Origin of the sequence: Prosthecobacter sp. (assembly GCF_044373815.1) — a bacterium.
Taxonomy (GTDB): Bacteria; Verrucomicrobiota; Verrucomicrobiia; order Verrucomicrobiales; family Verrucomicrobiaceae; genus Prosthecobacter.
In genome coordinates, this window is the sequence record NZ_JBIPNG010000037.1 from 1 (window position 1) to 25,848 (window position 25,848).

Genomic DNA, 25,848 nt, shown 5'->3' on the forward strand with positions numbered 1-25,848 from the left:
GCGCCCAGTGGATCTACCGCGACATCGACCGCCCGTTTGAGATCCCGGACACCAATCTGGAGGCCACGATGTTCGACGCTGGCCACATCCTCGGTTCCACGGGCGTTCTGGTCCGAGAAGGCAGCAACACACTCTTCTATACCGGTGACGTGAATTTCGAGGCGCAGACGATCTGCCGCGCCGCCGACTTCCCCACCAGCGGAATCGACGTGATGATCGCCGAGACGACGCGTGGCGATTATGCACGCCCTGAAGGCTTTTCACGCAAAGGCGAGAAAGAACGTCTCGCCGGAGTGATCCGCGAAACGCATGAAGCCGGTGGTGCCGTCATGATCCCCGTCTTTGCCCTCGGCAAAACGCAGGAAGTCATGCTGATGCTGCATGAGCTGCACCAAGAAGGCCTCATCCCTGAGATGCCGCTCTACATCGGCGGTCTGAGCACCAAGATCACCGTGCTCTACGATCACTACGCCTCACGCAGCCGCCGCAGCTATCCAGGCTTCCGCCTGCTGGACGACATGAAGATGCTCGTGCCGCGCAAGAGCAAGAAACGGCAGGAAATCATTTCCAGCCCGCGCTCCCTTTACGCGCTCTCCAGCGGCATGATGACGGAGCACACCGTCTCCAACACCTTCGCGCAAAAGTTCCTCGATAACCCGCGCAACACGGTCTGCTTCGTCGGTTACACCGATCCCGATTCCCCCGGCTACAAGATCCGCAATGCCGCTCCCGGCACGATGATCAAACTCGCCAAAGACATGCCTGCCGTGGCACTGCACGCCCGAATCGAGAGCTTCGACCTCAGCGCCCATGCTTCACGTGAGCAGATCGCCGAATACATCGAGAAGGTGAAGCCCAAGAAGCTCCTGCTCGTCCACGGTGAAGAGCCCGCGCAGATGTGGTTCACCCGCCGCTTCAACGAAAGCATCCCCGGGACGGAAATCATCCGCCCAGAACCGAATCAGCCAGTCGATCTCTGGTAACTTCCGGCCATGCCGCGCCTCATCGCCATTGTCGCCATGTCGAGCAACCGCGTCATCGGACGCGAGGGCAAGCTGCCGTGGCATTTCCCGGAAGATTTGAAGTTTTTCAAGCGAACGACGCTCGGTCATCCCATCCTCATGGGGCGCGCGACGTTTGACTCCATCGGCAGGCCGTTGCCAGGACGCCAGAACATTGTTTTAAGCCACACGATGGCACCACGAGAAGGGGTCACCGTCATTCGGAGTGCCGCCGAACTGCCGCAGGTGTGCGGCGAAGCCGAAACCGTCTTTGTCATCGGCGGTGCACGCGTGTTCGAGGAACTCCTGCCCCAGTGTGACGGCCTCTATCTGACCTTCATCACCCAAGAATACGAAGGCGACGTCTTGCTCCCGCCTTTCGAGCACCTTTTCCGCCTTAAGGAGGTGGTCGGCCAGTTTGAAGATCTGGAGTTCCGCTATTACGAGAGAGCGGATGCATGAGGATTGAGTGACTTCGTGGCGTCAGAGGCATCAATTCTCCACTTTCACCAGTGCAACACGGCGGTTCTTCGCACGGCCTTCTTCGCTGCTGTTGCTGGCGATCGGACACTGGTAGCCGACACCGCAAGGCGTGAGCCTTGAGGCCGCCGAGGGCAGCCTCTTGCCCAGCGCGGCGACCACGGACGCTGCGCGGTTTTGGGAAAGCTCAATGTTACCTTCAAACTTGCCCACGGTGTCTGTATGGCCGACGACGAGCAAGCGCAGAGCGGGATCGGACTTCAGCAGTTTAGCCACTTCTTCGAGCGTGGCGTCAGACTCTGGCTTTAGTGCGGCGGAGCCAGTGTCAAAATGAAAGCCGTAGAGGTTCACCGAACCCTGCTGAATGATCCCAGAGGCCATTTCCTCGGCTTTGACGAGCACCATCTTTTCCTCCATGGCCTGGGTCTCGATCAGATCAACCGCGATCACGGGCACTCCGGGTTGCGGCTGCAAATTCTTCGGAGTGACTGTTCCCGATTTGTAGTTCGCGACGAACAGTGCCAAGTGCGCACCACCCTTCTTCGCAGCGAGGTAGCGAGCACCGGGGTGACAGATGGCAAAGGTGCCGCCGGGTCGGTTCGCAAACAGCGAATGGAACAGCAGACCTTTACCAGCGCTAAGCTCCTCGCCCGTGCCCTCCCACAGAGTCTCCCAGCCTCCAGCAGTGAGTTCGTTTTGGTAGTTCTTGAAGACCTCCAACGCCGTCCGTTTAGGCTCATTGCTGACATAAGTCACCTTAGTGACCTTCCCCTCCAGTGTGAGACTCTTGGCAAAAAGATTCACATTACCGGGCTTTTTGGTCAGCTTTCCCAGAGGCAGCGTGTAGCTCTCAAAAGCCTTTTCCTCGTAAAATGTGGTGCGCGTGCCCTCATAGCGCTTCAGTCCTGCTGGATCTTTAGAACCGGGAATATCATCTGCGCTCTGAGCGCTCAGGGAAAATGACAGGCCGGTGGATAAGGCGACGAAGGCGATCAGTTTAAGGTTCATGGAGATGATTAAAATGTGTGATACCTAGGCTAAATCAAGCAGGCAGCTCTCTCCACTTCCCATAAGGGACCAACCTCATCGGCATTCAGGCGGGGCAGCCAGACAATCTTACATCCTCCTTACAACTCATTTACGAGCGCCTGACGCATCGTTTTCGATCTGTGTGAGGATACCATCAGACAACGAACCGGAGACGATTCAGTCAAAACTTTCAAATAGTGGTTCCTTCTGGCTGTTGGACTCTATCAAGCGACGGGGCGGATCGGGTGATCCGCCCCGTTTGCTTTTCCCGCACGGGCCCGCGGCCACCTTCTTTCCGCCATCACGGTAGGTTTCTGATACTGAAATGCTTGATTTCCCTGCTCATGTCCCGAAGGTGCAGTAATCGCCGCCAACCTTAGACGATGAAATTCGCCATTTTCGGAGACATCCACGCCAATCTTGAAGCCCTGCAGACCGTTCTGTGGGACGCTCAGGAGCAGGGTTGTTCCAATTACGTCTGCCTCGGCGACATCGTCGGCTACGCAGCCAACCCCGTGGAATGCCTGCAGGCCGTGCAGGACCTAGGGTGTCCGGTGGTGCGCGGCAATCACGATGAAGGTGCCGCCAGCGAGAGCTCCCTCGAAGAATTGAACCCCCTGGCCCAGAACGCCCTGCTGTGGACGCGTGAACAGCTCAGCGAAGAGCAGCGCCAGTGGCTGCGGGATCTGAAGCTGGTGCGTCAGGTGCGCGACTTCACCATCGTACACGCCACGCTCGATTCCCCCGGCAACTGGGGCTACGTGACCAACCGCTTTGATGCGATGGCCAGCTTCAGCTACCAGTTCACCCAGGTGTGCTTCTACGGCCACACGCATGTGCCGCGCATCTTTGAAAAAGACGACGCCGTGCGTGCCGCCCGTGGCACCGACGTCATGCTCCAGCGCGGTGTGAAATACTTCGTCAATGTCGGCAGTGTCGGCCAGCCCCGCGACGGCGACTGGCGTGCCGCCTACGCCATCTATGATGTGCAGGCGCAGACGATCTCGATCCGCCGGCTGGAATACGACATCGAAACCGCGCAGGGTAAAATCCGCGCCGCTGGTCTTCCCTCTCTGCTGGCCGACCGTCTTGCCTTGGGCAAATGAGCGCCGCCACGCGCCAGCTTCCCAGCCTGCGCGATTTCCGCTCCGCGCTCATCGTCAAACCGAGTTCCCTGGGCGACATCGTCCACACGCTGCCTGCCGTGAAGGCGCTGCGGGATGCGCATCCGCAGCTGAAAATCCGCTGGCTCGCCAATACGGAGTGGACGCCGATTCTGCAGGGCAGCCCGCTGATCGATGAAGTGATCTCTTTCCCGCGCAAAACCTTTCGCGGCCTCGCCGGTCTGGCGCGCTTCTGGAACTGGCGGCGCACCTGGATGACGCTGCCACGTGAGGCGCCCGAGATCGTGCTCGATTTTCAGGGACTGCTGCGCAGCGGAGTGGTCAGCAGCTGGCGTGGATCGCAGACCGTCATCGGCCTTTCGGATGCCCGTGAAGGCTCCCGCTTCTTTTACAACCACATCGTTCCAGTGAATGCCGGAGCCCATGCGGTGGACCGCTATCTCAAGCTGCCGCGTGCCTTGGGCATCCGCATCGAGCCAGAAGACATTGCCTTTGATCTCACTCCCGGCACTGCTCCCGCCGGGTGGCCTGAGGCGCTGCCGGATTTCATCGCCGTGCATCCTTGGTCACGTGGGGAGGGCAAATCTCTCTCCAATTCCTCCCTGCAGGCGCTTTGCGATGCCCTGGCCCCACATCCCGTCGTCCTCGTCGGCATGACGTCAGACCCGACCCGCCCCACGGGTGGCCATATTCACGACTGGAGCCAGCGCACCTCCCTGCCCGAGCTGATCTGGATCATGAGGCAGGCGAAGTTTTGCATCAGCGTGGACAGCGGGCCGATGCACATTGCCGCAGCGGTCAATCCGCAGACGCTCGGCATCCATACCTGGAGCGATCCTCGCAAGGTTGGTCCCTACCCATCCGGTGCTCACGTCTGGAAAGGCGGACGCATAGCGCCGCGCAGCGAATTCAGTCCTGAGGAATGCCAGAGCGATGCCAGCGTGACCGATCAGGACGCACGCGGCATCGGCGAATGGGTGTGCCAGAGACTGGCTTGAGGTGCTGCCGGTTACTTCTTGGCAGCGGCGTCCTTGACCATTTTCACATACTTGGCGGGATCCGCTTTGAAGTCCTTGAGGCAGGATTTGCAGCAAAGGTACAAGTCCGTGCCTTCGTGAGTGACTTTGACCGGCTTGCCCATCTCGCCACCGAAAGCTTCGCCGGAGACGGCGCAGGTTTTGAGCGGGTAGGAAGCAGGGATGCCTTCAGGGGCCTTGGTGTCGGCGGCATGAAGGAAGCTGAGGCTGAATGTGAAAAGGAGGCCAAGGATGACTTTCATGGTTATGTTGGATGTGATTAGCGAACAACGCAAAAGTCACAAATGATACCTGCCAAGGAGGTAAAGAACAAGATCGCGGACAAAGGGTTTTCGAAGTGCTCAAGCCGGTTCCTTCCAAGCTTCGGGATGAGTTAGTGGCCCATTCGCAAGGGGCCTCCGCTTCGCATTTCAGTCAGTTTGCCGTCTCGAATCGTGATGCCACCGTTCACGATCACATGCTCAAACCCCTCTGCGTAGTGATGCGGATCGCTGAAGGCGGAAGGATCCGTGACTTTGGCAGGATCAAAGATCACGATGTCGGCATGCGCACCCACTTGGATCATGCCACGATCTTTGAGATGAAAAGTCTGCGCTGGCAGTGAGGTCATGCGGCGCACGGCTTCAGGCAAAGTGAGCAGTTTCAATTCGCGCACGTAACGACCCAGCGCTCGTGCATTATTGCCGTAGCTGCGCGGATGCGGCACATCCTCACCCAGACGGCGCGGACCGCCATCGCTGGCAACCATCGTGAGCGGATGCTTCAAAAAGGTCTGCAGATCGTCCTCGTTCATGCCGTGGAAAATGGCACTGGCACCACCCTGAGCTTCGATCTCAAGGATGACTTCGATTTGATCGTCAAGCGTATCTGCTCCGCGCCGCGTCTTCGCCACCTCAGGAATGGTTTTGCCATTGAGCGACGGGTCCGCCTTGCAGCGGGCGATCACCGCATATCCGTAATCTTTGCGACCTTGGCGGTCACGCATCTTGGCCATGCTGGCGATGATCGCGGCTTTCTTCTGCGGATCAGCAATTCGTGCGACGAAGTCTGCAGGCTCACCTTCGAGCGCGCTGTCTGGCAAAGTCTGGCGCAGCCCAGTGCTGGAGGCTGTGTAGGCGTACTGATCTTGCGTGATCTTCAATCCGTCGGCACATGCCTTATCAAGCACGGAGAGAACCTCTTTGGCCTTGCCCCATGCAGTTGGACCTGAGAGTTTGATGTGAGAGACTTCGGCACGAATTTTTGCTTCTTTGGCAATACGGATGATCTCATCCAGTGCTTCAAAAATGCGGACGGTTTCATAACGCATGTGGCTGACATAGATACCGTCATGGGCGGCCGCGACCTTTGCCAGCGCAACCAGCTCATCCGTCTTGGCAAAAGAACCGGGCACATAAATGAGCCCCGTGCTCAATCCGACCGCGCCGTCCTTCATCGCCTGATCGACCAGACCTTTCATCGTGGCGAGTTGTTCCTCGTTCGGTGCCCGGATGAAACTGCCGCCCATGCCCTGCTCACGCACGGAGCCGTGGCCAATCAACGTGGCCACATTGAGAGCAACCTTCGATTCCTCGATCTCCTGAAAAAACTTCGCTACATCGGTGCGCGAATGACCGCAGTTGCCGGTGATGATGGTCGTCACGCCCATGCGCAGAAAATTCTCCGCCGCGGGGATGAGGCAAATGTCTTCCGAATGGGTATGAACATCAATGAAGCCCGGTGCGGCCACTTTGCCGCCGGCATCGATGACCGTGTCGGCTGAGCCTTCGACCTGACCGACCGCCACGATGCGCCCGGCTTTCACCGCAATACTGCCATGCGCAATCGGGCCTCCGCCACCATCCGCAATCTGGGCGTTTGTGATGAGAAGATCAAAATCCGCCGCCAAGGCGGAACCCGTGAGCAGCAAGGCAAAAAAGAAGCCGGAATTCATGGTGACAGGGAAAGACGTGGCTGATGGCACGGACATTGCCAGGATTCCTTTTGCCAATCCGGCCTCCGCATTCCATATCTTCGCACCATGATCGACCTGACGAACAAGAAAATTGCCCTTCTGATGGGCGGCCCCGGCTCCGAACGCAAAGTTTCGCTCAAAACCGCTGAAAGCGTGGCCGAGGCGCTGCGCAGCAAAGGCGCTATCGTCGTCGAAGTGGATGTCACCGACCCGGACTTCGAAGTCCCCGGCGATGTGTTCATCGCCATGAACCTGATTCACGGCACCTTTGGCGAGGACGGCCAGATTCAGGCCATCCTGGAACAGCGCGGCATCCGCTATACGGGTGCTGGCGTGACCAGCAGCCGCATCGCGTTCGACAAGCTGCTGAGCAAGGAGCGCTTCATCGCCGCCGGTGTGCCGACTCCGCTCTCGCAGACCTATCCGCTCGATGGCAGCCAGCCGCTGGCGATCTCCCTGCCCCTCGTTGTCAAACCACCGCGTGAAGGTTCCAGCGTCGGCGTACATATTTGCCACACTCAGACTGAGCTCGATGCCGCTTTCGAAGATGCAAAGAAATTTGGAAACGACACACTGATCGAGGACTACGTGGCCGGCAAAGAACTGACTGTGGGTATTCTCGGCGATCAGGTGCTGCCGATCATTCATATCGAACCCGTCGAAGGCTTCTACGACATCAACAACAAGTACCCCTGGATGGGCGGCACCGGCAAAACAAACTACAACTGCCCCGCCGACCTGAGCCCCGAGGTGACCAAGGCCGTGCAGGACGCCGCCTTGAAAGCCTTCCGCTCCTGCGGCACCGAAGTCTATGGCCGCGTGGATGTCATGCTGCGAGACAGCGATCAAGCTCCCTTCGTGCTCGAAGTGAACACCATCCCCGGCATGACGAGCAGCAGCCTGCTGCCCAAAGCCGCGAAGGCCGTGGGCATTGAGTTCCCCGACCTGTGCGCGAAGATCATTGAGCTGTCCATTGCGGCCAGACCCTAAGTTGCTCAGGCCCGGGAGGGCTTGCGCAGCCACAGATCACTGCAAAACAGCAGCACGCCAAGCCAGATTAGGCCAAACGACACCAAGGAAGCGGTGCTGACCGGCTCGTGATACACAAAGGCCCCCACCATGAACTGGCCGGTGGGCGCGAGGAACTGCAGCACGCCAAGCAGGGCGAACGGCAGCTGCCGCGCACCATGCGCGAAACCCAGCAGCGGAATCGTGGTGATGATGCCGAGGCCAACAATGAGCAGCAGATCATGCGCTGAAGCCGTGCCCCAGATGGGCATGCCGCTCTGCTGCGTCCAGATCAGATAGAGCACCGCCACTGGGATGCCGACCACGGTTTCCACAGCAAGCCCCGGCAGCGAGCCGAGCGGTGAGCGCCGCCGCGCCAGACCGTAGAGTGCAAAGCTCCCAGCCAGGAGCAGGCCGATCCACGGAAACCTCCCCAGCAAGACGAGTTGCGTCAACACCCCAAAAGCAGCAGAGGCGATGCTGAATTTTTGCAATCGCGACAACCGCTCACCCAGCAAGCGGCTGCCGATGAGCACATTCAACAAGGGATTGATGAAGTAGCCGAGGCTGCAGTCGATGATGCGACCGTGCTGCGCCGCCCAGACGAAGACGCCCCAGTTGATGGCCAGCAAAAAAGCGGACCAGGCATGCGCTTTGAGCAGGCGCGTGTCACGCACGGAGCGCAGAAAGCCGGTCCACTCGCCGCGCAGCATCAGCAGGGGTAGCACGGTGGCCAGGGTCCAGACCACACGCTGTGCCAAGGCGACGCCGCTGCCGAGATGGCCGATCTGTTTCCAATACACCGGCAGCACGCCCCACAGGCCAAAGGCGATCACAGCACTCAGCACTGCATTGGCGGATGATTTTTCAGGATTCATGCAGCTGGGTTTTACGAGTGTAGAGAATGAGGAGTGCCGCCACAATGCCAAGGACGGCATTCATCACCCACAGCACGGTGGGATGATGATCGTAAAGCGGCATGCCGAGCGCGGAGCTGGCGGTATTTCCCGCGCACCAGGCCAGACTGAGAAAGCCGACGTAACGCCCTCGCATGTCGTCCGGAGAGAGACTCGCCGAGTAGGCCTGCTGCCGCGAAAACGCGGACATCTCTCCCATCGTGAAAACCACCATCATCAGCACAAAAGCAGTGAGTGATCCGCTGATCAGGAAGGTGAGGAAACTGGCCCCCATCAGAATGTAGCCGAGCGCAAGCACCTGCTTTACCGGCCACAACCGCAGCCCAGCCGCCAGCGGCACCTCAAAGAGGCAGATCATCACGCCATTCAAAGCCAGCACGAGACCGCACCAATGCAGCGGCAGTCCATTGCGCTCAAAGTGCAGCGGAAAGGTGGTGTTCGTCTGCCGGAAGATCCACGCCGTGCAGATGCAAGCGCCGAACAAGGCCAGGAAGGCGTGATTGGTACGGATCGATTGCCATGCATGTCCCCAGCCCGCGTGCTCGCGTGCCGTGCGTCTGCCGCGCGGCAAAAACAACCACGCGATGATGCCAAAGAACGCGGATGTGCATGCATCGACGACAAACAGCCAGAAGAACGAATACTCCGCGAGGAAGCCGGCCGTCGCGGGTCCAAGGGACCATGCCAGGTTCACGGCAAACCGCTGCACCGCATAGGCGATGACGCGTTGCTCTGGTGGCACAATGTCCTGCACCAGCGCTGCGCTGGCCGGACTCCCCGCCTCATTGATGGCACCGGTGATGAAAGCCAGCGCCGCCAGCGCCCGCCAGTCCACCGCCTGCGACATGGCGATCATGCAAACTGCTCCCGCGAGCGCTGAGACAGCCATGGTGACATTCCGCCCAAGACGGTCCGCCATCCAGCCGCCGATCCCGGCGGCAATGAAGCCCCCTAAAGAATAAGCAGCCACGGCGTAACCGGCCTGCGTGGCCGTGTTGCCGTTCCGCGTGATGAAGAGCGCCAGGAACGGCACGACGAAAACGCCGAACCGGTTGACGAAAGTCGCGCCTACGAGAACCCAGAAGGGCCTGGGCAGGAGGTGCAGTTGAGATAAAAGAGACATGGTTGGAAAGAGAAAATATGATTCATGGAAAGTTGGGAGATGAGCGGGTACGCAAAACGGGCCGGCTCAGGTGAGCCGGCCCGTCGAAGGCTTTGAAGGTTGCTGTGTTCGTTTAGATTACAGGCCTTTGCTCACAATGTATTTCACGAGGTCGACGACTCGGTTGGAGTAACCCCACTCGTTGTCGTACCAGCTCACCAGCTTGAAGAACTTGCTGTTCAGCTCGAGGCCGGAACCGGCGTCAAAGATGGAGCTGTGCTGGTCGTGCATGAAGTCGGTGCTCACCACTTCGTCGGCGGTCCAGTTCAGGATGCCCTTGAGGTAGGTTTCGCTGGCCTTCTTCATGGCGGCGGAGATTTCCTTGTAGCTGGTTTCCTTCTCCGTCTTCACGGTGAGATCGACCACGGAAACCGTCGGCGTTGGCACGCGGAAGGACATCCCGGTGAGCTTGCCCTTCACTTCTGGAATGGCGAGACCCACGGCCTTGGCGGCACCCGTGCCGGAAGGAATGATGTTGATGGCGGCGCTGCGGCCACCTTTCCAATCCTTGGCGCTCGGGCCGTCCACAGTCTTCTGCGTGGCGGTGTAGCTGTGGATGGTGGTCATGAGGCCTTCGGCGACGCCAAATCCTTCTTTCAGAAGGACGTGAACGACGGGAGCCAGACAGTTTGTCGTGCAGCTTGCGTTGGAAACGACGTGGTGATTGGCGGGATCATACTTCTCATGGTTCACGCCCATGACGATGGTGATGTCTTCATCCTTGCCAGGAGCAGAGATGATGACCTTCTTAGCGCCGGCGTCGATGTGGCCCTGAGCCTTGCTGCGCTCGGTGAAAAGACCGGTGGACTCGATGACGATGTCCACGCCAAGCTCTTTCCAAGGAAGCGCGGAAGGACCTGCGCGCACTGCGAGGCACTTGATCTCATGGCCATCGACCACCAGGATGTCGTCTGCAGCCAGATCAGGGCTGGATTTCTTGGAGGAAACGTTCTCACGGGCCTTGCCCTGAGTGGAGTCGTATTTGACGAGGTAAGCCAGGTTGTCAGCAGGCACGAGGTCGTTCACGGCGACGACTTCAATTTCCTTGCCCAGAAGACCCTGGTCACAGATTGCGCGAAAGACGAGGCGGCCGATGCGCCCGAAACCATTGATGCCGATTTTGACCATGTTATTTGAGGTAGTTTGGATTTTTGAGGGATTCAGGATTACCGCCGGGGGGGGAGGGTGTCAACCGCCGAGGCAGCAGGAATCGAGCCTTGATTAGGATACGAACGTCACGACCACTACATTTGTAGTTGTCATTTCACGACAAATGTAGTGAAATGATTTTAATTCCAATAAATCATGCCAAACGCACCCGACATCGCTGAATCCGAATGGTCCGTCATGGAGGCACTTTGGGAGCATTCCCCGCAGACCGCCTCTGAAGTCACCAAGGCACTGCGTCCCACCATGAACTGGGCGGAAAACACCGTCCGCACCCTGCTCACACGCCTGGTGGAAAAAGGCGCGCTGAAGACCGCCGAGAACGCCAGCGGCACCCGCACCTTCCTCCCCGCCGTGAAACGCGAGGCCTGCGTGCGCGCCGAGAGCGAGTCCTTTATGCAGCGCATCTTCGGCGGCGCGGCCAAGCCCCTGCTCGTCCACTTCGCCCAAAACAGCAAGCTCACTGCGGAAGAGGTGAAGGAGCTCAAAAAGCTGCTCGACCAAAACCTCAACTCCTAACCCACCATGAACACGCTCACCCAAATCTTCGACTGGCTCCTCGCAGCCAGTCTTCGTGCGTCGCTGCTCACGCTTGCCACGTTGCTCATTCAGGTGGCTTTTCGTCGGCACCTCACCGCCCGCATGCGCTGTGCCCTCTGGCTGCCGGTGCTCATCGTTCTCCTCATGCCTTTCCTGCCACAAAGCCGCTGGAGCATCGAGCACGTCTTTCAAGCACCACCCCAGCCAGCATCACCAACTCCCTCAGCCGTCTCTCCTCTGATGGTGGAGCCGGCCCCGGTTGTTTTCGAGTCGGTCACCCCTATGCCCGAACCCATCAACTGGCAGCAAGTTTTCCTTCTTTCCTGGCTCGGCGTCTCCGCAGGCATGCTCGTCTTCGGCAGCATCTCCTTCATGCTCACCCTGCGCCGTTTCAAAAAAGCCCGCCATCCCGCCAGCGAGGAGCTTCTCGAAACGCTCGCCCAAATCGCCAGCGAAATGCACTTGCGCTACGTCCCGCGTGTTTTGATAGCCTCCAGTGTCAGCAGCCCTGCCGTCACCGGTCTCCTGCGCCCCACCCTGCTGCTGCCCGCAGAGTTCGACCGTGAGTTCACGCCTGCCGAGGCCCGGCTCGTCCTCAAACACGAGCTCATGCATCTCAAGAGGGGCGATCTCCCGCTCAATGCCCTCATGTGCGTACTGATGGCGCTGCACTGGTTCAATCCCCTGCTCTGGATCGCGTTCTTCAAAATCCGTGCCGACCGCGAAGCCGCCTGCGATGCCCAGGTACTCCAGGATGCCACCCGTGACCACCGCATCGCCTACGGCCATGCCCTCCTCAAAGTCGAAACCGCCTTCTCCCCTCGCGGCTTGAGCCTCGGCTTCGTCGGCATCTTCCAGCGCGGCGCCGCCTTGCGCTCACGCATTCAGTCCATTGCCAAACATCGTGCGCCTCATCCCACCATGAAGGCACTGATCACCATGTGTATCGTGCTCATGACCTTTTTCGGCGTCACTCGTGCTCAACAGCCGAAACCCGCTGAGGATGCGCCGCTCATCGCGATCGAGGTGAAAATCGTGGAATTCAAGAAAGCCACCGACTGGAATTTTGACGGCAGACTGCCAACTGATGAAACACACTCTTTTCTCCCGGCGCTGTTGTCCTCCGACGAGTTCGCCGTTCAACTGCGGGAACTACTGAGGAATGACAGAACCAATGTCACCTCCTACCCACGCATAGTCACTGCCAACGAGAGGGAAGTCGTGATTAAAAGCATCGTGAACCAGCCCAGCAAAGACAAGGATGGCAAAGTTGTTTATGTGCCAATCGGCCTCGTCTGCAAGTTCACGCCCACCGTGAGTGGTGAAGCGGTCAACCTTGGCATTGATATCACCGACTCGGATCTCTTTGATCCAGCAACAGGTGCGGTGATCTCCGAGTTCAAAGGCGACTATCCGAACGCCCGCAGCCGGGTTTATAAAGCCACTCAACAAATGCAGACCGGACAATCCTGTGTGATCGGCGGCTGGCATGACGGCAAACCTCAAAGCAAACGTCCCGTGCTTTATATCATCACCCCCCATGTGATCGATCCAAAGAAGGGCGGTCTTCCGGCAGCCACTCCCAGCGACTTCGCCGTCGGAAAATCCGCCTTTCGTCCTCGCGACTCCATGGTCATTACCTCCATGACGCGCTCAGCCGAGATGCTCACGGTCGGGGTGGATTATGAACTCGGCAGCGCAGATGAAGCAACCGCAGCCCTGTACATCACTTCCACCACCGATAACGAAGCATCCGCAATTGATGCAAGGCAGCAGGTACTTTTGAAACGCGGCCGGGGCAGCTTCGTCCTGCATCTCCCCACTCCCTCACAAGGGCTGCCACACATTACTTTCTACGACACCCTCACACATAAGCCATTCGGAGGCATCTACTTCGGCACTGAAGCAGAAGCTGCCAAGTCCCGGGCGCTTGATCTGAGTTACATGACCTCATCCGCTCAGACGAAAGCAGCAGCATCGACTGATTTCATCAAAACCAGGCTCAATGAGATCATCATCCCCAGCGTTCAGTTTCAGGGGGCTTCGGTGGAGGAGGCCATCGAATACCTCCGCGTCAAAAGCCGTGAACTCAGCCCTGATCCTGCCGCACCAGGAGTAAGCATCATCTACAGACAAGGCAATCCACCATCCAAGGCCGCCATCTCCATGGATCTCAAAGACGTGCCGCTGGGTGAAGCCCTGCGCTATGTCGTGGATCTGGCCAGCCTCAAGATGATCATTCAGCCATACGCCGTTCTCATCGGCCCTGCGGATGACCCCGCGTTTGCGAAATCCGCGGCTGCACCGGCTGTGCTCGACCCAGTCAGCAAACTCGGTGAGATTGTCATTCCAGCTCCAGCCGCCAAAATCATCATCCCCAGCGTCGAATTCCGCGATTCTACACTCACCGAATGCATCGACTTCATTCGCATCAAGTCCCGCGAACTCGATCCAGATAAAAAAGGCGTCAACATCATCGTCAAACCCGGCGGAGATGCATCGGCACGAATTACCCTGTCCCTCAAGGACGTTCCGCTGTCCGAAGCCTTGCGCTACTGCTCGGCACTCGCAAATCACAAGCTCACCTCCGACGCCCAGACCTTTTTCCTAACTCCCGTTTTAGCAGAACCTCCGGCTAATAAAGATCAGGCCTCCAGCCCTGCGGCAAAGACATCTGCAAATGCCGCCGAGGCAAAAGCGGCGGAGCTGCGCAAAGCCCGCCCGCAACAGTATGACTTCGCCAAGGCGAACCTCGGCGATGTGCTGCGTTTTCTTGCCACCGATGCCGGCATCAATTTCATCTCACTGCCGGACCACAATCCCATCAATCAAAAGTTGATGACCTTCAGTATCAACAGCAGCCCTTTTGAGGTCCTTGAGACTCTTTGTCGCGCAAACGGTTTGGTGCTCGCACTTGACCAGAACAGGTGGTTCATCCGTGCCGCCGACGATACCGCCCTAGTCACGAAAGTATATGCCCTGCCAAAAACACAGGCCAGCATCGAAACCATTCTCAAAGACCTCAGCACGGTCATTGAGGGTGACGAAACCAAGCCTGTTGCAGACGCACCTCAGCCCAGCATGACCTTCAAAAAAGAACAGAACTCAGTCTCCGTTAAGGCCACCCGCCTGCAGCACACCTGGATCAATGCCTATTTCCAAGGGCTGAGCAGTTCAGCGCAGCCCGCCAAAACCAAGTGATCCCCGGTTGAACTTGCCTCAATGCTCGCTCTGGATGCCCCGCTCATGGCATCCACACAAGACCTCGATCTCACCCAGCGCCTGCGCGAAAACGCCTGGATAGGCGATGCCGTTCTCGAACTCTACGTCCGCAGCCTCATCCTGAAGCAGCAGGGCAAGGTGGATGCCGAGATGAAAACGCGCTTCACCTGCAATCAGTTCCTCTCCTGCACCGGCAATCCCACCGCCGTCGAAGCCGACATCGGCGTGATCTATCAGCGCGAAGGGCTGGAACCCGCCTTCGCATGGATTCGCGAAACTCTTGAGCCGCTCTTCCTTAAACAGGAAGCGAAACGCAAGCGCACCGGGAAGTAACTACACCCGCTGCCCCAGCGCCTTCAGCTTGGCCTCGGCTTCGCTCCAGGGAATGTCATGCGGCAGACGCTTTGTCGTCGCAGCCAGAGCCGCGGTCACGCCAGCAGCTTCGCCCATCGCCACGGAATTCCCTGTCACCCGATAGCTCGCGTGAGCAATGAAATCACCGCTGATGTTGCGCCCGGCCATCATCAAGCCGTCCACGTCTTTCGCGATCAAGGCCCGCAATGGAATGTCATACGGCTTCACTTTGATGCCCGCATTGCTGTAGGCCGACTTCTTGTTCATGTCCGCACTCAGTGCGTGAATATCCACGCTGAAGGTCGGCCGCACCACAGCATCATCATAGCGCGCACCGGCGATCACATCCTCCTTGCTCACCGTGTAGCGACCCGCAATGCGGCGACCGTCCCGTACGCCGATCTGCTCCGCCGTCGCGGCGATTTGCAGACCTTCCCACGGACCTCCGAGCTTGCGCAGACCGTTCACGATCTTGTTCATTTCCGCCCGCGCGTGCACGGTGGCCTCGGTGATCTTCGCCGCATCAAAACACGGCTCGCCGTACTGGTGGTTCATCATCACCAGCAGCAGATTGTCCCGCACCTGCCACAACGTCGGCTTCGCATACGAGGGGAAATGATCGGTCCGTTTGATCTCCGCAAGGAACGCGTCTTTTGATGTGCCATCCGCCTTGCTCGGATCTGAACCGTGAATGAAATCCTTCAATGCCGCCGTGTCTTTGCACACCAGCAGCGCATTCAGCGACATCGGCTGGCATGGACACGAATCTGCCTCTCCATACTTAAAGGCACAGCCAGCCAGCGCACCGAGATCTCCATCTCCCGTCGTGTCAATGAACACCGGCGCTTTCCACGCCTGCCGCCCTGACTTCGACTCGGTCACGATCGTCGTGAGCCGTTTCCCTTCGCGATAGGCAGCGCAGACCTTGGTGTGGAGCTGGAACTTGATGCCTGCTTCCACAAACATTTCCTCCAGCAGCAGCTTCATGCCTTCCGGCTCATAGACGACGCTCTTTTTGTTCGTGCCACGGCGGATGTCGCGTTCCTCCAACCGCTTCAGCAGTTCTTGGTTGAAGCCGGGCTTGTCGAAATCCAGCAGGTAACCCAGCAGGCCGGCCGTCCACACGCCACCGAGACAGCCTCGCCACTCAAACACCCGCACCTTGGCACCCGCTCGCGCCGCAGTGATCGCAGCCGCTATTCCCGCCGGTCCCGCACCGCAGACAATGACATCGGCATCTTCCGCCAGCGGTAGATCCTGCGCAGGCTCATGAAACTTCCCTGCAATGGCCTTTTCCACCTCCGCCGCATTCATGACTCCATGGGTGACAAGCGCACCGGAGAAAGCGGCGGCCAGAAAGGAGCGGCGTTTGAGATCAGGGGAAGGGCTGGGAGTGCTCATGATGGTACAGAAGTCAGATGGAAGGCGGTTTTGGACAAGATCATGGTTCACTTTTCACCATCAGCGACTCCACCTGCACCGCCACGGCATCATCGCAACGCTTCAATGCATCCTGCAATTTCACGCGATCTCCCCCGCTTTCCTGAATCAATCGCCGGGCAATGGCAACCGCCGGCTCAAAGCGTCCGTCACCATCCGCATCCAGCCAGGTGGGATTCGTGGAGCCCACCACACGCGATACGAAGGTCTTGCTGCTCGGCTGGTAGGGGCGGGGAATCTCCCAGAATGGCTCAGTGACGCCCGGTCCCGTTGCGATCACCACTAGATGCACATCATGCGCCGGTTTCGGCAGTTGCCAGATGATGCGCGCCTTTTCACCCGCACGATGACCATCCTCGATCTTCTGCTCACGAATCAGAATGCCGTTAGCAAAAAGTTCGATATGGTCTGCCTGCGCCCACGCCGGACCAAACACAGCGGCCTCAACCTTGATGCTTTCCGCCAGCCCCGCGGCCAGATCGCCGACCGTGAACTTGTCATTGACCTTCAGCGTCGTCAGCAAGCCTAGGCTCACCAGCAGCCGCCCCTCCTTGTAGCTGCGCCAGACCTCGTCGAGATCCAGATTCGCTGGATCCGCATCCTTCGCCGCCACATACGTGCGCCCCTGCCCGAGAATGAAGCGGTTCACGTCATGACTGTCGCTCGACGCAATCGCCGCGATGCGATGTCCACGGTTCAGCAGGGCAAACCAGTCTCGATACAGCAAATGAATGTCCGACTGCATCGCCGCAGACGTGATCACCTCCATCGCATCAATATCGAGCGCCTCGGCCTGACGATGCCTGCCCGTCTTCGGATTGAACTGCATGCCGCCGAGCGGAATGAAGCCGCTGTGAAGGTCACGCGGATGATTCAGCGTGATCACCTTGACGCCCCGTGTCGCACGGATCTCTGGCAGCAGCTTCGCCCAGTCCTCCTGCTGGTGATTCACCACACGCGCACCCGGTTTAATCGGAAACGCATTGAAGTGCCCGTGCTTCGTCGTCACCTCATTGCCGATCACCGGCGTGAACCGCTCCGCCACGCCCATGCTCGCCGCGCTGAGCGCAAAGTCCGTGTGGTGATTGTGATCCGTCGCAACCGCCAGCTCGATCCCCTCCCCCGCAATCGTCAGCATGCGCTCCTCGATCTTCGCATCGCCATGCCCGCTGTGAGTCAGCGTGTGAATGTGGCTGTCTGCCGCGATCCAGCCTGCCGTTGGCACTTCACGCTTTAATTGAAGCGCCACCTGCTTCGTCTTCCCAGCTCGCAGCGAAATCGCCGCACGCTCCACACTCCATTCAAAACCACGCCCCGCATGCAGGATGTAGTCGCCCGGCGGCAGCGACAGCATGGCCTTGCCATTCCGCGTATAAACCACGCCAATGCGCACCGCCACTTCGCCCGCAGGTTCCGCCCGCAACGGCTGCAAGGTTCCATCCGCACGCGTCAATGTCAGCCGGCACGGCAGTCCCCCGCCCGTTTCACCATCCGTCACCGTCACATCCACTTGCGCACCGCTCATCACCTCTGGCATTGCATTCGCCGCAATGATCACCGGCCCCACTTCAATATCGTCCAGACCCGGTGGTGCTTCGATGGTCAGAACATTTTCACCATCACGCAAAGCCCCTGCCGGGATCGTCAGCAGACTCTCCATCGCCGTTTCCGCCGTCACCAGCGTTCCCAGCTTGCGTCCGTTCAACAGCACCGGCCATGTCAGTTTCACATCTCGCTGCCACAGCCTCAGCGTCTGCTCCGTAGCATTCGCCTTCGCCTCAAAACGCCTCTCCAGCCGCTCCGCATCTACCACGCGGTCCTTGAACGCCTCCCACTCATACTGCCCCGTCTTTCCCAGATGCAGCCGCTTGGCTTCCACCGTCAAATCCTCCGCCATTAAACTAAGTGCAGGCAGGCAAACCAGAATCCATTTCATCCAGCACCAACGCCTCCACCTGATGACAACTATCCACCCGCCGTTGAATTGACGCGTGACCTTGCCAAAGCTGTCACATGAAACGCTACCCAGTCCGCCACACGCTCGCATCTCCCTTGGATTGGTCTGTGGCCGAGCCACTGACCGCCTTCACCTTTCCCTGGGAAGAGCGCACCGCTCCGTTCACCGAGTTCCGTGCCCTTTGGGATGAAACCCATCTTCATTTCCACTTCGACTGCATCGATGACGATCTCGTCCTACCCGACGGCCCCACCGCCAAAGACCGCGTGCTCGGCTCCGACCGCGTCGAAATCTTCTTCGCCCCCGATCTGAGCCTGAGGCCCTACTACTGTCTCGAAATGTCCCCTCGTGGCGACGTGCTGGCCTACGAAGCAAACTTCTACCGTGTGATGAACTGGGACTGGCAATGCGAGGGCCTGCAACTTACCGCCAATATCGAAGGCAACCGCTACACCGTCACCGGCAGCTTGCCGCTCGATACGTTGCGTGCCTTGAAGGTGCTCAAACCCGGCTCATCCGAGTTCTTCGCCGGCATTTACCGCGCCGAATTCCATCACCGCCAAGATGGTACCGTTCATTCCGGCTGGATGCCCTGGGTGAATCCGCACACCAAACGCCCCGACTTTCATGTACCTGCTTCGGTCGGAGTGCTCGAACTCGTGCAATAATCGAACAGCGCCCCAGTCTGCGGCTACTTCCTTTTGAGCGTGTAACTGTGCTGCACACTCGCATTGGGCAGCTCGTCCCGCGTCACGCCAGGCACAATCGAACGCACGTAATCCACCTTCGCTTCATTTGATCCGACCTTGACCCGCACATGCCCCGAGCTGCCGAGGATGGTGCCGGTGTAGCCGTATTCCTCCGCGCTGCGTGTGCCACCGCTCGGGTGGCCTGGCTGCGGCACCTCTTGATAAATGATGCCATCAAGCTCCTCCTTCGCGAAGAGGTGATCGTGTCCGTGAAAAACGATGCTCACGCCATTTTTGACAAAGAGCTGGTGAATCGGCATCTCCCAACCGGGGCGGTGCTGCTTGAATCCGTCGCTGCCATCTGCGTTTTTGCCACCCCACTCCATGAAAGGTGCAGGCTTCACAGCACCGCGCACATCCTTGCCCAAACCACCGACGAGGTGGTGCAAGAATACAAATTTGAAAGGGGCCTTGCTCGTCTCTAGCACCTTCGTCAGCCAACGATACTGCGCCTCACCGAGTGTCATGCTCCAGTTATCCTCGCCTTTGCGATCACGTGTGAACCAAAACGGATCCAGCACGACAAACAGCGCGCTGCCCCACTCAAAAGCATAAAAATCCTCCAGCATGCCAGCCCCCTCCTCCGGCTTGGCATTACCCGAGTAAATGCCGCCGGGTTCCGGATTCGGAAAATACTTCTTCCTCATGCCAATGGACCACAGAGGCATGGAATTCGGCTGTCCGGTCAGTCGTGAACCCTGTTCACCATCATGATTTCCCAGCGCCAGAAGAACCGGCACGCTGTGCGCGATGCGGCCCATGTAAAAACGCTGGGCTTTGTACTGCGATTCGGCACGCGTGTAGAAGCTGCCAAACTTGTCGACCATCGTCGTATCTCCGAGGTCGATCATGAAATCGGGTTTGTCCGCAAGCATGTTGGCCAGTGTCAGCTGATACACCCGCACGTCCGTGCTGACATCCAGATGTGAATCCGCCTGCGTGGTGAAGGTGAAGCTGGATGCCGGCGCACGCTGGGTGTGGAAGCTTCGCACTTCATCTCGAACGGCCTCACCGCCACCGATGCGGTAAGTCAGCTGATACGCATAGCCCGTATCAGGCTTCAACTGGCCCAGCAGGATCGTCTGCGGCTCTCCTGCGCGGAGTTTGATGACATCGGAGCGCCGTGTCAGCGTTGTCGCACTCGTGCCATACGAGACAAAAGCGTCCATGTCCTGCCACGCGAGCACGCTCAGCGTCACCGATTCTGCGCCGGGTCGGCAAAGCCAGACATTGAAGAGATACTGCGGCACCACGACGGATTCAACCTGCCCGCCGGGCCCGGCCCCCTTGCCCTTGCCTCGTTCATCCTTGGCAGGTTTCGTTTCATTTTGTCCGAACGCCATGATGGCAAACGCGGCCAAGGCGCAGAGAAGAGAGAGATGCTTCATGGCCACTCATGATAGCAGCCAATGTCAAAACAGCATCAAGCGAGGACCGCTCATTTGTCAGCAAATCGTCAGTGATCAGGCGGAGCTCCACCATCCTGACTGGATTCATCCAGCTCCGCCAGCTCACTCAGCAGGGTCGTGGCATAAGTCCCTTTGGGAAGACCAAAGCGAATCTGCAGGTCACCATTTTCCATCACCTCAAACGTGGAGTCGAGCGGACGCAGCCGCATCACCCGGCGCTCCTGCCGCAGTCCGAAGGCTTCGAGTCCAGCGGTGATGTCAGGAAACCCAGCAAGCAGTTCCTGTTCGAGGCTGCGCACTTCGCCCACGCTTTGCAGCTCACCACTGCCCCACAAGGGGGCCGTGAGTTCAACGATGCCCTTTTCAAACCGTGCCACTTCATCGCCACGCTGATTTTCCGGCAGCAGAATCGTGCCGTTGTCAGTAAAACCGAAGACCTCACCTGCCAGCGGTTTGTCCCAGCTCCCTCGTTTCATACGGCCAGCCACCACGGCATTGAACAAATGACTGCGCGCAGCAGAAAGCAGGATGCCTCTCAGCAGGCGATCCCCCGGTGTGAACTCTCCGCGAAACATCGCCTGCGCCTTCGCCACATTTTGCCCTTCGTTGCCAAAGCGCTGTATGCCGAAGTAATTTGGAGCGCCCTTCTCCGTGATCGCCTGCCAGCGCTGCGCGGCAAGCCCTGCGTCGAAATTCGGCTCACGCAGCCGGATGGTGAAGCGATTGCCCAGATGAATGCCACGCCGAAGCTTGCGCAAATTGCGAGTGATACGCAGCACGCGCAGCCCCTCAGACTCCAGCGCCTGCGGTTCAGGCGAAGCCTGCCCCGGCATATGCAGGCTGAACCACTGGCGCGTGACCGCACGACGGTCCTTCAGCCCGCAGTGGCTGACCAGCCGCCGCCGAATGCCCACTGCATCTGCCAGGCGAGCCGCAGCAGTATTGCTGTCCAGATTACGCTTCTCCGCCCAGACAAGGCAGTGCTCGCCCTCGCCCGAAGGTTCAAAACCGAGCAACTCCTCCACCACAAAATCTTCCGGCTGCACTTTGAAACGTGCACGACCTAAAGGGCCGCCATGCAAATAGGGAAGATCGTTCGAGTCTGAAATCATGTTCAAGCCTCGGGCCCGCTCACCAGATGTTTCGGCAGGTCCGCCACACGCTCACAGCCCACCTGCTCCATCACCTGCTTGATCTGGCGCTTCAGCATCGTCATCGTATGATCACCACCGGCTTTGCCCAGTGCAGCGACACCATACATGAAGGACCGCCCCATGAAGGCAAACTTCGCACCGCTGGCGAGTGCGCAGGCAACATCCGGACCAGCGCGCAGGCCGCTGTCGATCATGACCGTGGTGCGCTGCCCAAATTTCTTCGCGAGTTCGGTGAGAGGCTTGATCGTGGACTGTCCGGCATCGAGCTGACGACCACCGTGATTGGACACAATAAATCCATCCACGCCTAGGCCTAGCGCAGTTTCCGCATCTTCCTCAGTAACAACCCCCTTCACCACGAGTTTGCCCTTCCACCGCTCGCGAATGGCTTTGATCTTCGTCGGATTCAAGCGACCCGAGAAGGTTTTGTTCATGAAGAGGCCGAGGTGTTTCATGCTCAGCCCCTTCGGCAGATAAGGCTTCATCGTCTTGAACTCAGGCGCACCTGCCGCGAGCTGGCTGAACGACCACGTAGGATGCAGCATCATCTGGATCACGTTACGCACCGACATCCTCGGCGGGATGGACAGGCCGTTGCGGATTTCCTTGGGACGATAGGCAAAGGTCGGCGTATCCGCAAGAATGACGAGCACTGGAAAACCCGCATCTCGCGCACGATCCAGCAGCTTGTCACGCAGCGAATCCTCGGCGGGATGGTAAAGCTGAAACCAGGCCTTCCCTTGCGTGAGTTCCGCCACGGTTTCGATGCTGGCCGTCGCGACCGTGCTGAGCGTGAATGGGATGTTATGCTGATGCGCCGCCTTTGCGATGATCTCGGTCGCCTTGGGCCAGATCAGTCCCTGCAGTCCAATTGGCGAGACGCCAAAAGGAGCATCGTAAGTCGTGCCAAAGAGCTCCGTCTTCAGGTCAGAACCGGGATAATCCCGCAAATACCATGGCCGCAGCTGCACTTGCCGGATCTCATCTGTGTTGCGCTGAAGATTGATGTTTGAGAAGCAGCCTCCCTCCAAATACTCAAAGGCGAAACGCGGCACACGCTGACGCGCTCTCTCGCGAAGATGTTCGATGGAGGGGTAGTTGGAATTGAAAGCTTCAGACATGGGGCGTGAGTGATTTGCAGTGAAGACGAAAACCGCTGACCGATCAACACCGGCGGCTGCCCATCTTCATCGGCAGTAAACGCCGGATTTACAATCTTCAAACACGCACACTGCAAATTCCGAAACGCACATTCAGCGAATCGGGGGTGAGCAGCAGATCACTTCACCATCTTCTTGCCATCTTTCTTTTTGCCGCCGGGCCCCTTGCCTTTTCCTGGGCCACGGCCCTGAGGAAACTCACCACGCTCCAGCGCGGCGAACGCCTCTTCTCCGAGACCGGCACGGATGTGTGCTTTGAGCTCAGCCTGAAGTTTGGCAGCAATCTCCGGTGTTTGTTTCGCCAGATCATGCGTCTCGCCGAGATCCTTCACCACATCAAAGAGCAGACCTTCCTTGGTATCCCAAAAATAGAGCAGCTTGTAGTCGCCCCTACGGATGGCTGACTGCGGGTGCTCCACCTCGACAACCTGGTGCCACACGAATCGATCGATGGGGCGCCTCACCGGTGCCTTGCCAGCGCTCATGAGCAAAGGCTTCCAACTGCCCCCCTCAACACCTTTCGGCAGCACAAACCCGGGAGCCGCAAAATCAAGCACCGTGGCCATGAGGTCATAGCTGATGACAGGAGTCGTGCAGTTCACACCTCCTTTGATGCCTGGGACGCGAATGATCATCGGCTCACGGATGCCGCCTTCTCCGAGATCGCCCTTGCCACCGTTTAGTAGGCTGGTTCGGCCACCGTTGTCGGAGGTGTATATCACGATGGTGTTTTCGGCGATGCGCAGATCGTCGAGTTTCTTCAAGACCGCACCCACGCAGGTGTCGAGGTCCTCGGTCATGGCCGCCATCACGACACGATCCCCGCGCCCGCCTTTGCTCGCATCAGCCATCCCCTCGTATTTTTTCAGGGTGGCTGCCAGCGCCTGCGGTGTCTGGTGCACGGCATAATAGGAGAGCTGAAGAAAGAACGGGCGCCCCTCTTTCACCTGAGCCTCCATGAACGCACCCGCCCGTTTGGTGATGCTGAAGGACTGCTTGGGATCTTCTGGATCTGTCGTGTCGCCGTCTTCATTCATCGTGATGCCATCGCTGGCGTCATACCCCATCGACTCCGGCGTGTGAAACCACTGCCACTTGCCGAAATGCGCCGCACGATAGGTGCCATCCGCCTTCTTGAGCGTGTTCACGAGTGAGTCAGTGACCGGAGCGCTCCAGTTGCGTGCATTTTTATCTGTCGCGTTCAGCGTGCTTGTGCTGCGCCCCATCTGGATCGCCGCGCGTGAGCACTCGCATTTGCAATGCGCCGCATAGGCCTGTGAAAAAGTCATGCCCTGTGCGGCGAGCTTTTCGAGATTCGGCGTGTGAAATTCACGGCTCGCGCTGCCAGCTTCATTGGGCATCATGCGCACCGAGGTGCCGCTCCAAGCTTGGTCATCAGCGAGAATGAAAAGGATATTGGGCGCCTTGGCAAAGGCTCCAGCCGCCAATAGTTGAATGACAATGATGATGAGGAAATGTTTCATGGATTTGCACGGGGTCTGATTTTGCCTTGGCTCATTTGGAGTCGGGTTTCAGGTCGGTCTTTTCCTTCCTCATCGGCTTCTGCTTGCCGCCCTTGCCGCCTTTGCGGTCCCCTGACTTCTCTCCGCCTTCGACGTAATCAGAATTCGGCTTCGGCATGCCTGCATTCACGGCGCGCAAGTAGTCCATCATGCGGTTGTCGAGAGCGAGAACGATGTTCGGCGTCGACTGCGCAAGATCATTCTGTTCCCCGATGTCTTTGGTGAGGTCAAACAGCAGGCGTTTCTCTGTTTCAAAGACACGGATCATCTTCCAGTTCTGGTAGAGGATGGCGGAAGCAGGACCTATCTCATCTTTGTCATAATGCGGGAAGTGAACGACAAGCTCCTCATGCACTCGCTTGAGCGGGATGTTTGAATCTGTCTTCAGCACTCTCACAAGGCTGACACCATCGAGATCTTTCGGCAGCGTGTTCGCTGCCGCGCCCGCAAGCTCCATGATCGTTGGCAAGACATCCACTGTGCTGGCACGCACATGGGAGAATTGTCCCGCCTTGATACCTGGGCCCGCCATGAGCAGCGGAACCCGCAGCCCGCCTTCCCACACGGTCCCCTTGCCGTTGGTGAGAGCGCCATTGGCATTGCGCCCCTGCGCGCCGTGATCAGCAGTATAGATGATGTAGGTGTTCTTCAGCACGTCGAGCTCCTTCAGCTTTGCCAGCACGAGACCGATTGTCTTGTCGATCTCCTCATTGCCTGCTGCCTGCCCAATGCGCATGATGTCCAGGCGGTTGCCCAGGCGTCGCTTCACCGATTCGATCATCTCAGGTGTCGCGCTTTCAGGCTGCTTTCCCGGATAGTGCGAGATCTGGAGGTAGAATGGCTTCCGCGCCTTCACCTGCCGTGACATGAAATCCATGCCAAGCTTTGCGGTGGCGTAGCACTGCTTCGGATTGGGTTCGTGCACGTTTTCTGGCCCGCCATTGCTGTTTGGGCCGTCGTTTTCGTCAAAGCCACTCTGCTGCGGGTTCTCGCGACCCACATGCCATTTGCCAAAGTGCGCGGTGGCGTAGCCCTGCTTTTTCAAAAGCGAGCCAATAGTTTCCATGCCGGCAGGCAGCTGCGTCGTCGTCTCGGGAGCAATGACTCTATCTCCCGGATTCACTCCTCCCTCCTTCTTGCTTTCACCGACAAACGTCATGTGCAGCCTCGCGGGATTGCGACCTGTGAAAAGAGCCGCGCGTGTCGGGGTGCACCGCGGCGATGAAGCGTAGAAATCAGAAAAGCGAATGCCGTGCTGCGCAATACTGTCGAGATTCGGCGTGCGGATGAAGTTGCTGGTCGAGCCTTCAGGATTTCGATCATCCTGTGGCACCGACATTGATGCCCACCCCTGCGCCTCCCCCATGATGACAAGGAAGTTTGGCGGTGTTGTTTCCGCCGCCGCCAAAACAGGGCAGAGCATGAGGAAGCAAAACGAGCAAACACGTTTCATGGCTGGCA

At 58.6% G+C, this 25,848-nt stretch carries 22 protein-coding genes; 9 read left to right on the forward strand and 13 right to left on the reverse strand.

Annotation, left to right across the window (positions count from 1 at the left end):
- Together ACIREA_RS05210 and ACIREA_RS05215 are read left to right on the forward strand one after the other, a co-directional pair.
- On the forward strand, window positions 1–983 hold a 983-nt coding region (locus ACIREA_RS05210), incomplete at its 5' end, for an MBL fold metallo-hydrolase (protein ID WP_397381202.1).
- Window positions 984–992: 9 nt separating this feature from the next.
- Window positions 993–1,463 carry a dihydrofolate reductase gene (locus ACIREA_RS05215; protein ID WP_397381203.1) on the forward strand — a complete coding sequence of 157 codons (471 nt, stop codon included), beginning with the start codon at window positions 993–995 and terminating at the stop codon, window positions 1,461–1,463.
- Window positions 1,464–1,493: 30 nt separating this feature from the next.
- Here ACIREA_RS05215 and ACIREA_RS05220 read toward each other — a convergent pair whose 3' ends face one another.
- The gene (locus tag ACIREA_RS05220) at window positions 1,494–2,489 is read right to left on the reverse strand and encodes an OmpA family protein (RefSeq protein WP_397381204.1); all 996 of its coding nucleotides are present in this window, start codon (window positions 2,487–2,489) and stop codon (window positions 1,494–1,496) included.
- 404 nt (window positions 2,490–2,893) lie between these two features.
- On the opposite strand from ACIREA_RS05220, the gene ACIREA_RS05225 reads away from it, so the two are divergent.
- Window positions 2,894–3,616 (forward strand): metallophosphoesterase family protein, encoded by a 723-nt coding sequence (locus tag ACIREA_RS05225; RefSeq protein ID WP_397381205.1) that lies wholly within the window; start codon window positions 2,894–2,896, stop codon window positions 3,614–3,616.
- Window positions 3,613–4,632 (forward strand): glycosyltransferase family 9 protein, encoded by a 1,020-nt coding sequence (locus ACIREA_RS05230; protein ID WP_397381207.1) that lies wholly within the window; start codon window positions 3,613–3,615, stop codon window positions 4,630–4,632. Before ACIREA_RS05225 ends, ACIREA_RS05230 begins: the two co-directional genes overlap by 4 nt.
- Before the next feature lie 11 nt (window positions 4,633–4,643).
- On the opposite strand, the gene ACIREA_RS05235 is transcribed toward ACIREA_RS05230, so the two are convergent.
- Both ACIREA_RS05235 and ACIREA_RS05240 read right to left on the reverse strand, forming a co-directional pair.
- The gene (locus ACIREA_RS05235) at window positions 4,644–4,913 is read right to left on the reverse strand and encodes a hypothetical protein (protein WP_397381208.1); all 270 of its coding nucleotides are present in this window, start codon (window positions 4,911–4,913) and stop codon (window positions 4,644–4,646) included.
- 131 nt (window positions 4,914–5,044) lie between these two features.
- Window positions 5,045–6,604, reverse strand: coding sequence for an amidohydrolase family protein (locus ACIREA_RS05240; RefSeq protein WP_397381209.1), 1,560 nt, complete (start codon window positions 6,602–6,604; stop codon window positions 5,045–5,047).
- Window positions 6,605–6,691: 87 nt separating this feature from the next.
- Here ACIREA_RS05240 and ACIREA_RS05245 point away from each other — a divergent pair, with 87 nt between their 5' ends.
- Window positions 6,692–7,615, forward strand: a complete 924-nt coding sequence (locus tag ACIREA_RS05245; RefSeq protein WP_397381210.1) for a D-alanine--D-alanine ligase — start codon at window positions 6,692–6,694, stop codon at window positions 7,613–7,615.
- Window positions 7,616–7,620: 5 nt separating this feature from the next.
- Here ACIREA_RS05245 and rarD read toward each other — a convergent pair whose 3' ends face one another.
- From rarD to gap, 3 genes are all read right to left on the reverse strand, one after another.
- On the reverse strand, window positions 7,621–8,511 hold the full coding sequence (gene rarD / locus ACIREA_RS05250) for an EamA family transporter RarD (protein ID WP_397381211.1): 891 nt from the start codon (window positions 8,509–8,511) through the stop codon (window positions 7,621–7,623).
- Window positions 8,501–9,673 carry an MFS transporter gene (locus tag ACIREA_RS05255; RefSeq protein WP_397381212.1) on the reverse strand — a complete coding sequence of 391 codons (1,173 nt, stop codon included), beginning with the start codon at window positions 9,671–9,673 and terminating at the stop codon, window positions 8,501–8,503. The genes rarD and ACIREA_RS05255 overlap by 11 nt, the downstream gene beginning before the upstream one ends.
- A gap of 117 nt (window positions 9,674–9,790) precedes the next feature.
- Window positions 9,791–10,840 (reverse strand): type I glyceraldehyde-3-phosphate dehydrogenase, encoded by a 1,050-nt coding sequence (gene gap, locus ACIREA_RS05260; protein ID WP_294403455.1) that lies wholly within the window; start codon window positions 10,838–10,840, stop codon window positions 9,791–9,793.
- A 177-nt stretch (window positions 10,841–11,017) separates the two neighbouring features.
- On the opposite strand from gap, the gene ACIREA_RS05265 reads away from it, so the two are divergent.
- The 3 genes from ACIREA_RS05265 to ACIREA_RS05275 are packed head-to-tail and all read left to right on the forward strand — an operon-like array spanning window position 11,018 to window position 14,974.
- Entirely contained in the window at window positions 11,018–11,398 is a 381-nt protein-coding gene (locus tag ACIREA_RS05265; RefSeq protein WP_397381213.1) for a BlaI/MecI/CopY family transcriptional regulator, read from the forward strand.
- 6 nt (window positions 11,399–11,404) lie between these two features.
- A complete protein-coding gene (locus ACIREA_RS05270; protein ID WP_397381214.1) occupies window positions 11,405–14,620 on the forward strand; it encodes a M56 family metallopeptidase in 3,216 nt (1,071 codons plus the stop codon).
- A 45-nt stretch (window positions 14,621–14,665) separates the two neighbouring features.
- Entirely contained in the window at window positions 14,666–14,974 is a 309-nt protein-coding gene (locus ACIREA_RS05275) for a hypothetical protein (RefSeq protein ID WP_397381215.1), read from the forward strand.
- Here ACIREA_RS05275 and ACIREA_RS05280 read toward each other — a convergent pair whose 3' ends face one another.
- Together ACIREA_RS05280 and ACIREA_RS05285 are read right to left on the reverse strand one after the other, a co-directional pair.
- On the reverse strand, window positions 14,975–16,396 hold the full coding sequence (locus ACIREA_RS05280; protein WP_397381216.1) for an FAD-dependent oxidoreductase: 1,422 nt from the start codon (window positions 16,394–16,396) through the stop codon (window positions 14,975–14,977). It lies immediately after the preceding gene.
- Window positions 16,397–16,436: 40 nt separating this feature from the next.
- Complete coding sequence (locus ACIREA_RS05285; RefSeq protein ID WP_397381217.1) at window positions 16,437–18,371, reverse strand: CehA/McbA family metallohydrolase; 1,935 nt, start codon at window positions 18,369–18,371, stop codon at window positions 16,437–16,439.
- 77 nt (window positions 18,372–18,448) lie between these two features.
- On the opposite strand from ACIREA_RS05285, the gene ACIREA_RS05290 reads away from it, so the two are divergent.
- On the forward strand, window positions 18,449–19,060 hold the full coding sequence (locus ACIREA_RS05290) for a carbohydrate-binding family 9-like protein (RefSeq protein ID WP_397381218.1): 612 nt from the start codon (window positions 18,449–18,451) through the stop codon (window positions 19,058–19,060).
- Between the two features lie 23 nt (window positions 19,061–19,083).
- Here ACIREA_RS05290 and ACIREA_RS05295 read toward each other — a convergent pair whose 3' ends face one another.
- The 5 genes from ACIREA_RS05295 to ACIREA_RS05315 all read right to left on the reverse strand — a co-directional run.
- A complete protein-coding gene (locus ACIREA_RS05295) occupies window positions 19,084–20,529 on the reverse strand; it encodes a metallophosphoesterase (RefSeq protein ID WP_397381219.1) in 1,446 nt (481 codons plus the stop codon).
- A 68-nt stretch (window positions 20,530–20,597) separates the two neighbouring features.
- Entirely contained in the window at window positions 20,598–21,662 is a 1,065-nt protein-coding gene (gene truD, locus ACIREA_RS05300) for a tRNA pseudouridine(13) synthase TruD (RefSeq protein WP_397381220.1), read from the reverse strand.
- A gap of 2 nt (window positions 21,663–21,664) precedes the next feature.
- Window positions 21,665–22,825, reverse strand: a complete 1,161-nt coding sequence (locus ACIREA_RS05305; protein ID WP_397381221.1) for an alpha-hydroxy-acid oxidizing protein — start codon at window positions 22,823–22,825, stop codon at window positions 21,665–21,667.
- A gap of 158 nt (window positions 22,826–22,983) precedes the next feature.
- Window positions 22,984–24,348 carry a sulfatase-like hydrolase/transferase gene (locus ACIREA_RS05310; RefSeq protein ID WP_397381222.1) on the reverse strand — a complete coding sequence of 455 codons (1,365 nt, stop codon included), beginning with the start codon at window positions 24,346–24,348 and terminating at the stop codon, window positions 22,984–22,986.
- Window positions 24,349–24,379: 31 nt separating this feature from the next.
- A partial coding sequence (locus ACIREA_RS05315; RefSeq protein ID WP_397381223.1) for a sulfatase-like hydrolase/transferase occupies window positions 24,380–25,848 on the reverse strand: 1,469 nt, incomplete at its 5' end.

Excerpts from the sequence above, each read along its gene's own strand:
- ACIREA_RS05220 (WP_397381204.1), bottom strand. The coding sequence starts at position 2,489 with ATGAACCTTAAACTGATCGCCTTCGTCGCCTTATCCACCGGCCTGTCA.
- ACIREA_RS05290 (WP_397381218.1), top strand. The coding sequence starts at position 18,449 with ATGAAACGCTACCCAGTCCGCCACACGCTCGCATCTCCCTTGGATTGG.
- gap (WP_294403455.1), bottom strand. The coding sequence starts at position 10,840 with ATGGTCAAAATCGGCATCAATGGTTTCGGGCGCATCGGCCGCCTCGTC.
- ACIREA_RS05215 (WP_397381203.1), top strand. The coding sequence starts at position 993 with ATGCCGCGCCTCATCGCCATTGTCGCCATGTCGAGCAACCGCGTCATC.
- ACIREA_RS05305 (WP_397381221.1), bottom strand. The coding sequence starts at position 22,825 with ATGTCTGAAGCTTTCAATTCCAACTACCCCTCCATCGAACATCTTCGC.
- truD (WP_397381220.1), bottom strand. The coding sequence starts at position 21,662 with ATGATTTCAGACTCGAACGATCTTCCCTATTTGCATGGCGGCCCTTTA.
- ACIREA_RS05240 (WP_397381209.1), bottom strand. The coding sequence starts at position 6,604 with ATGAATTCCGGCTTCTTTTTTGCCTTGCTGCTCACGGGTTCCGCCTTG.
- ACIREA_RS05230 (WP_397381207.1), top strand. The coding sequence starts at position 3,613 with ATGAGCGCCGCCACGCGCCAGCTTCCCAGCCTGCGCGATTTCCGCTCC.
- ACIREA_RS05280 (WP_397381216.1), bottom strand. The coding sequence starts at position 16,396 with ATGAGCACTCCCAGCCCTTCCCCTGATCTCAAACGCCGCTCCTTTCTG.
- ACIREA_RS05275 (WP_397381215.1), top strand. The coding sequence starts at position 14,666 with ATGGCATCCACACAAGACCTCGATCTCACCCAGCGCCTGCGCGAAAAC.
- ACIREA_RS05245 (WP_397381210.1), top strand. The coding sequence starts at position 6,692 with ATGATCGACCTGACGAACAAGAAAATTGCCCTTCTGATGGGCGGCCCC.
- ACIREA_RS05270 (WP_397381214.1), top strand. The coding sequence starts at position 11,405 with ATGAACACGCTCACCCAAATCTTCGACTGGCTCCTCGCAGCCAGTCTT.
- ACIREA_RS05285 (WP_397381217.1), bottom strand. The coding sequence starts at position 18,371 with ATGAAATGGATTCTGGTTTGCCTGCCTGCACTTAGTTTAATGGCGGAG.
- ACIREA_RS05265 (WP_397381213.1), top strand. The coding sequence starts at position 11,018 with ATGCCAAACGCACCCGACATCGCTGAATCCGAATGGTCCGTCATGGAG.
- ACIREA_RS05310 (WP_397381222.1), bottom strand. The coding sequence starts at position 24,348 with ATGAAACATTTCCTCATCATCATTGTCATTCAACTATTGGCGGCTGGA.
- ACIREA_RS05255 (WP_397381212.1), bottom strand. The coding sequence starts at position 9,673 with ATGTCTCTTTTATCTCAACTGCACCTCCTGCCCAGGCCCTTCTGGGTT.
- ACIREA_RS05225 (WP_397381205.1), top strand. The coding sequence starts at position 2,894 with ATGAAATTCGCCATTTTCGGAGACATCCACGCCAATCTTGAAGCCCTG.
- ACIREA_RS05235 (WP_397381208.1), bottom strand. The coding sequence starts at position 4,913 with ATGAAAGTCATCCTTGGCCTCCTTTTCACATTCAGCCTCAGCTTCCTT.
- rarD (WP_397381211.1), bottom strand. The coding sequence starts at position 8,511 with ATGAATCCTGAAAAATCATCCGCCAATGCAGTGCTGAGTGCTGTGATC.
- ACIREA_RS05295 (WP_397381219.1), bottom strand. The coding sequence starts at position 20,529 with ATGAAGCATCTCTCTCTTCTCTGCGCCTTGGCCGCGTTTGCCATCATG.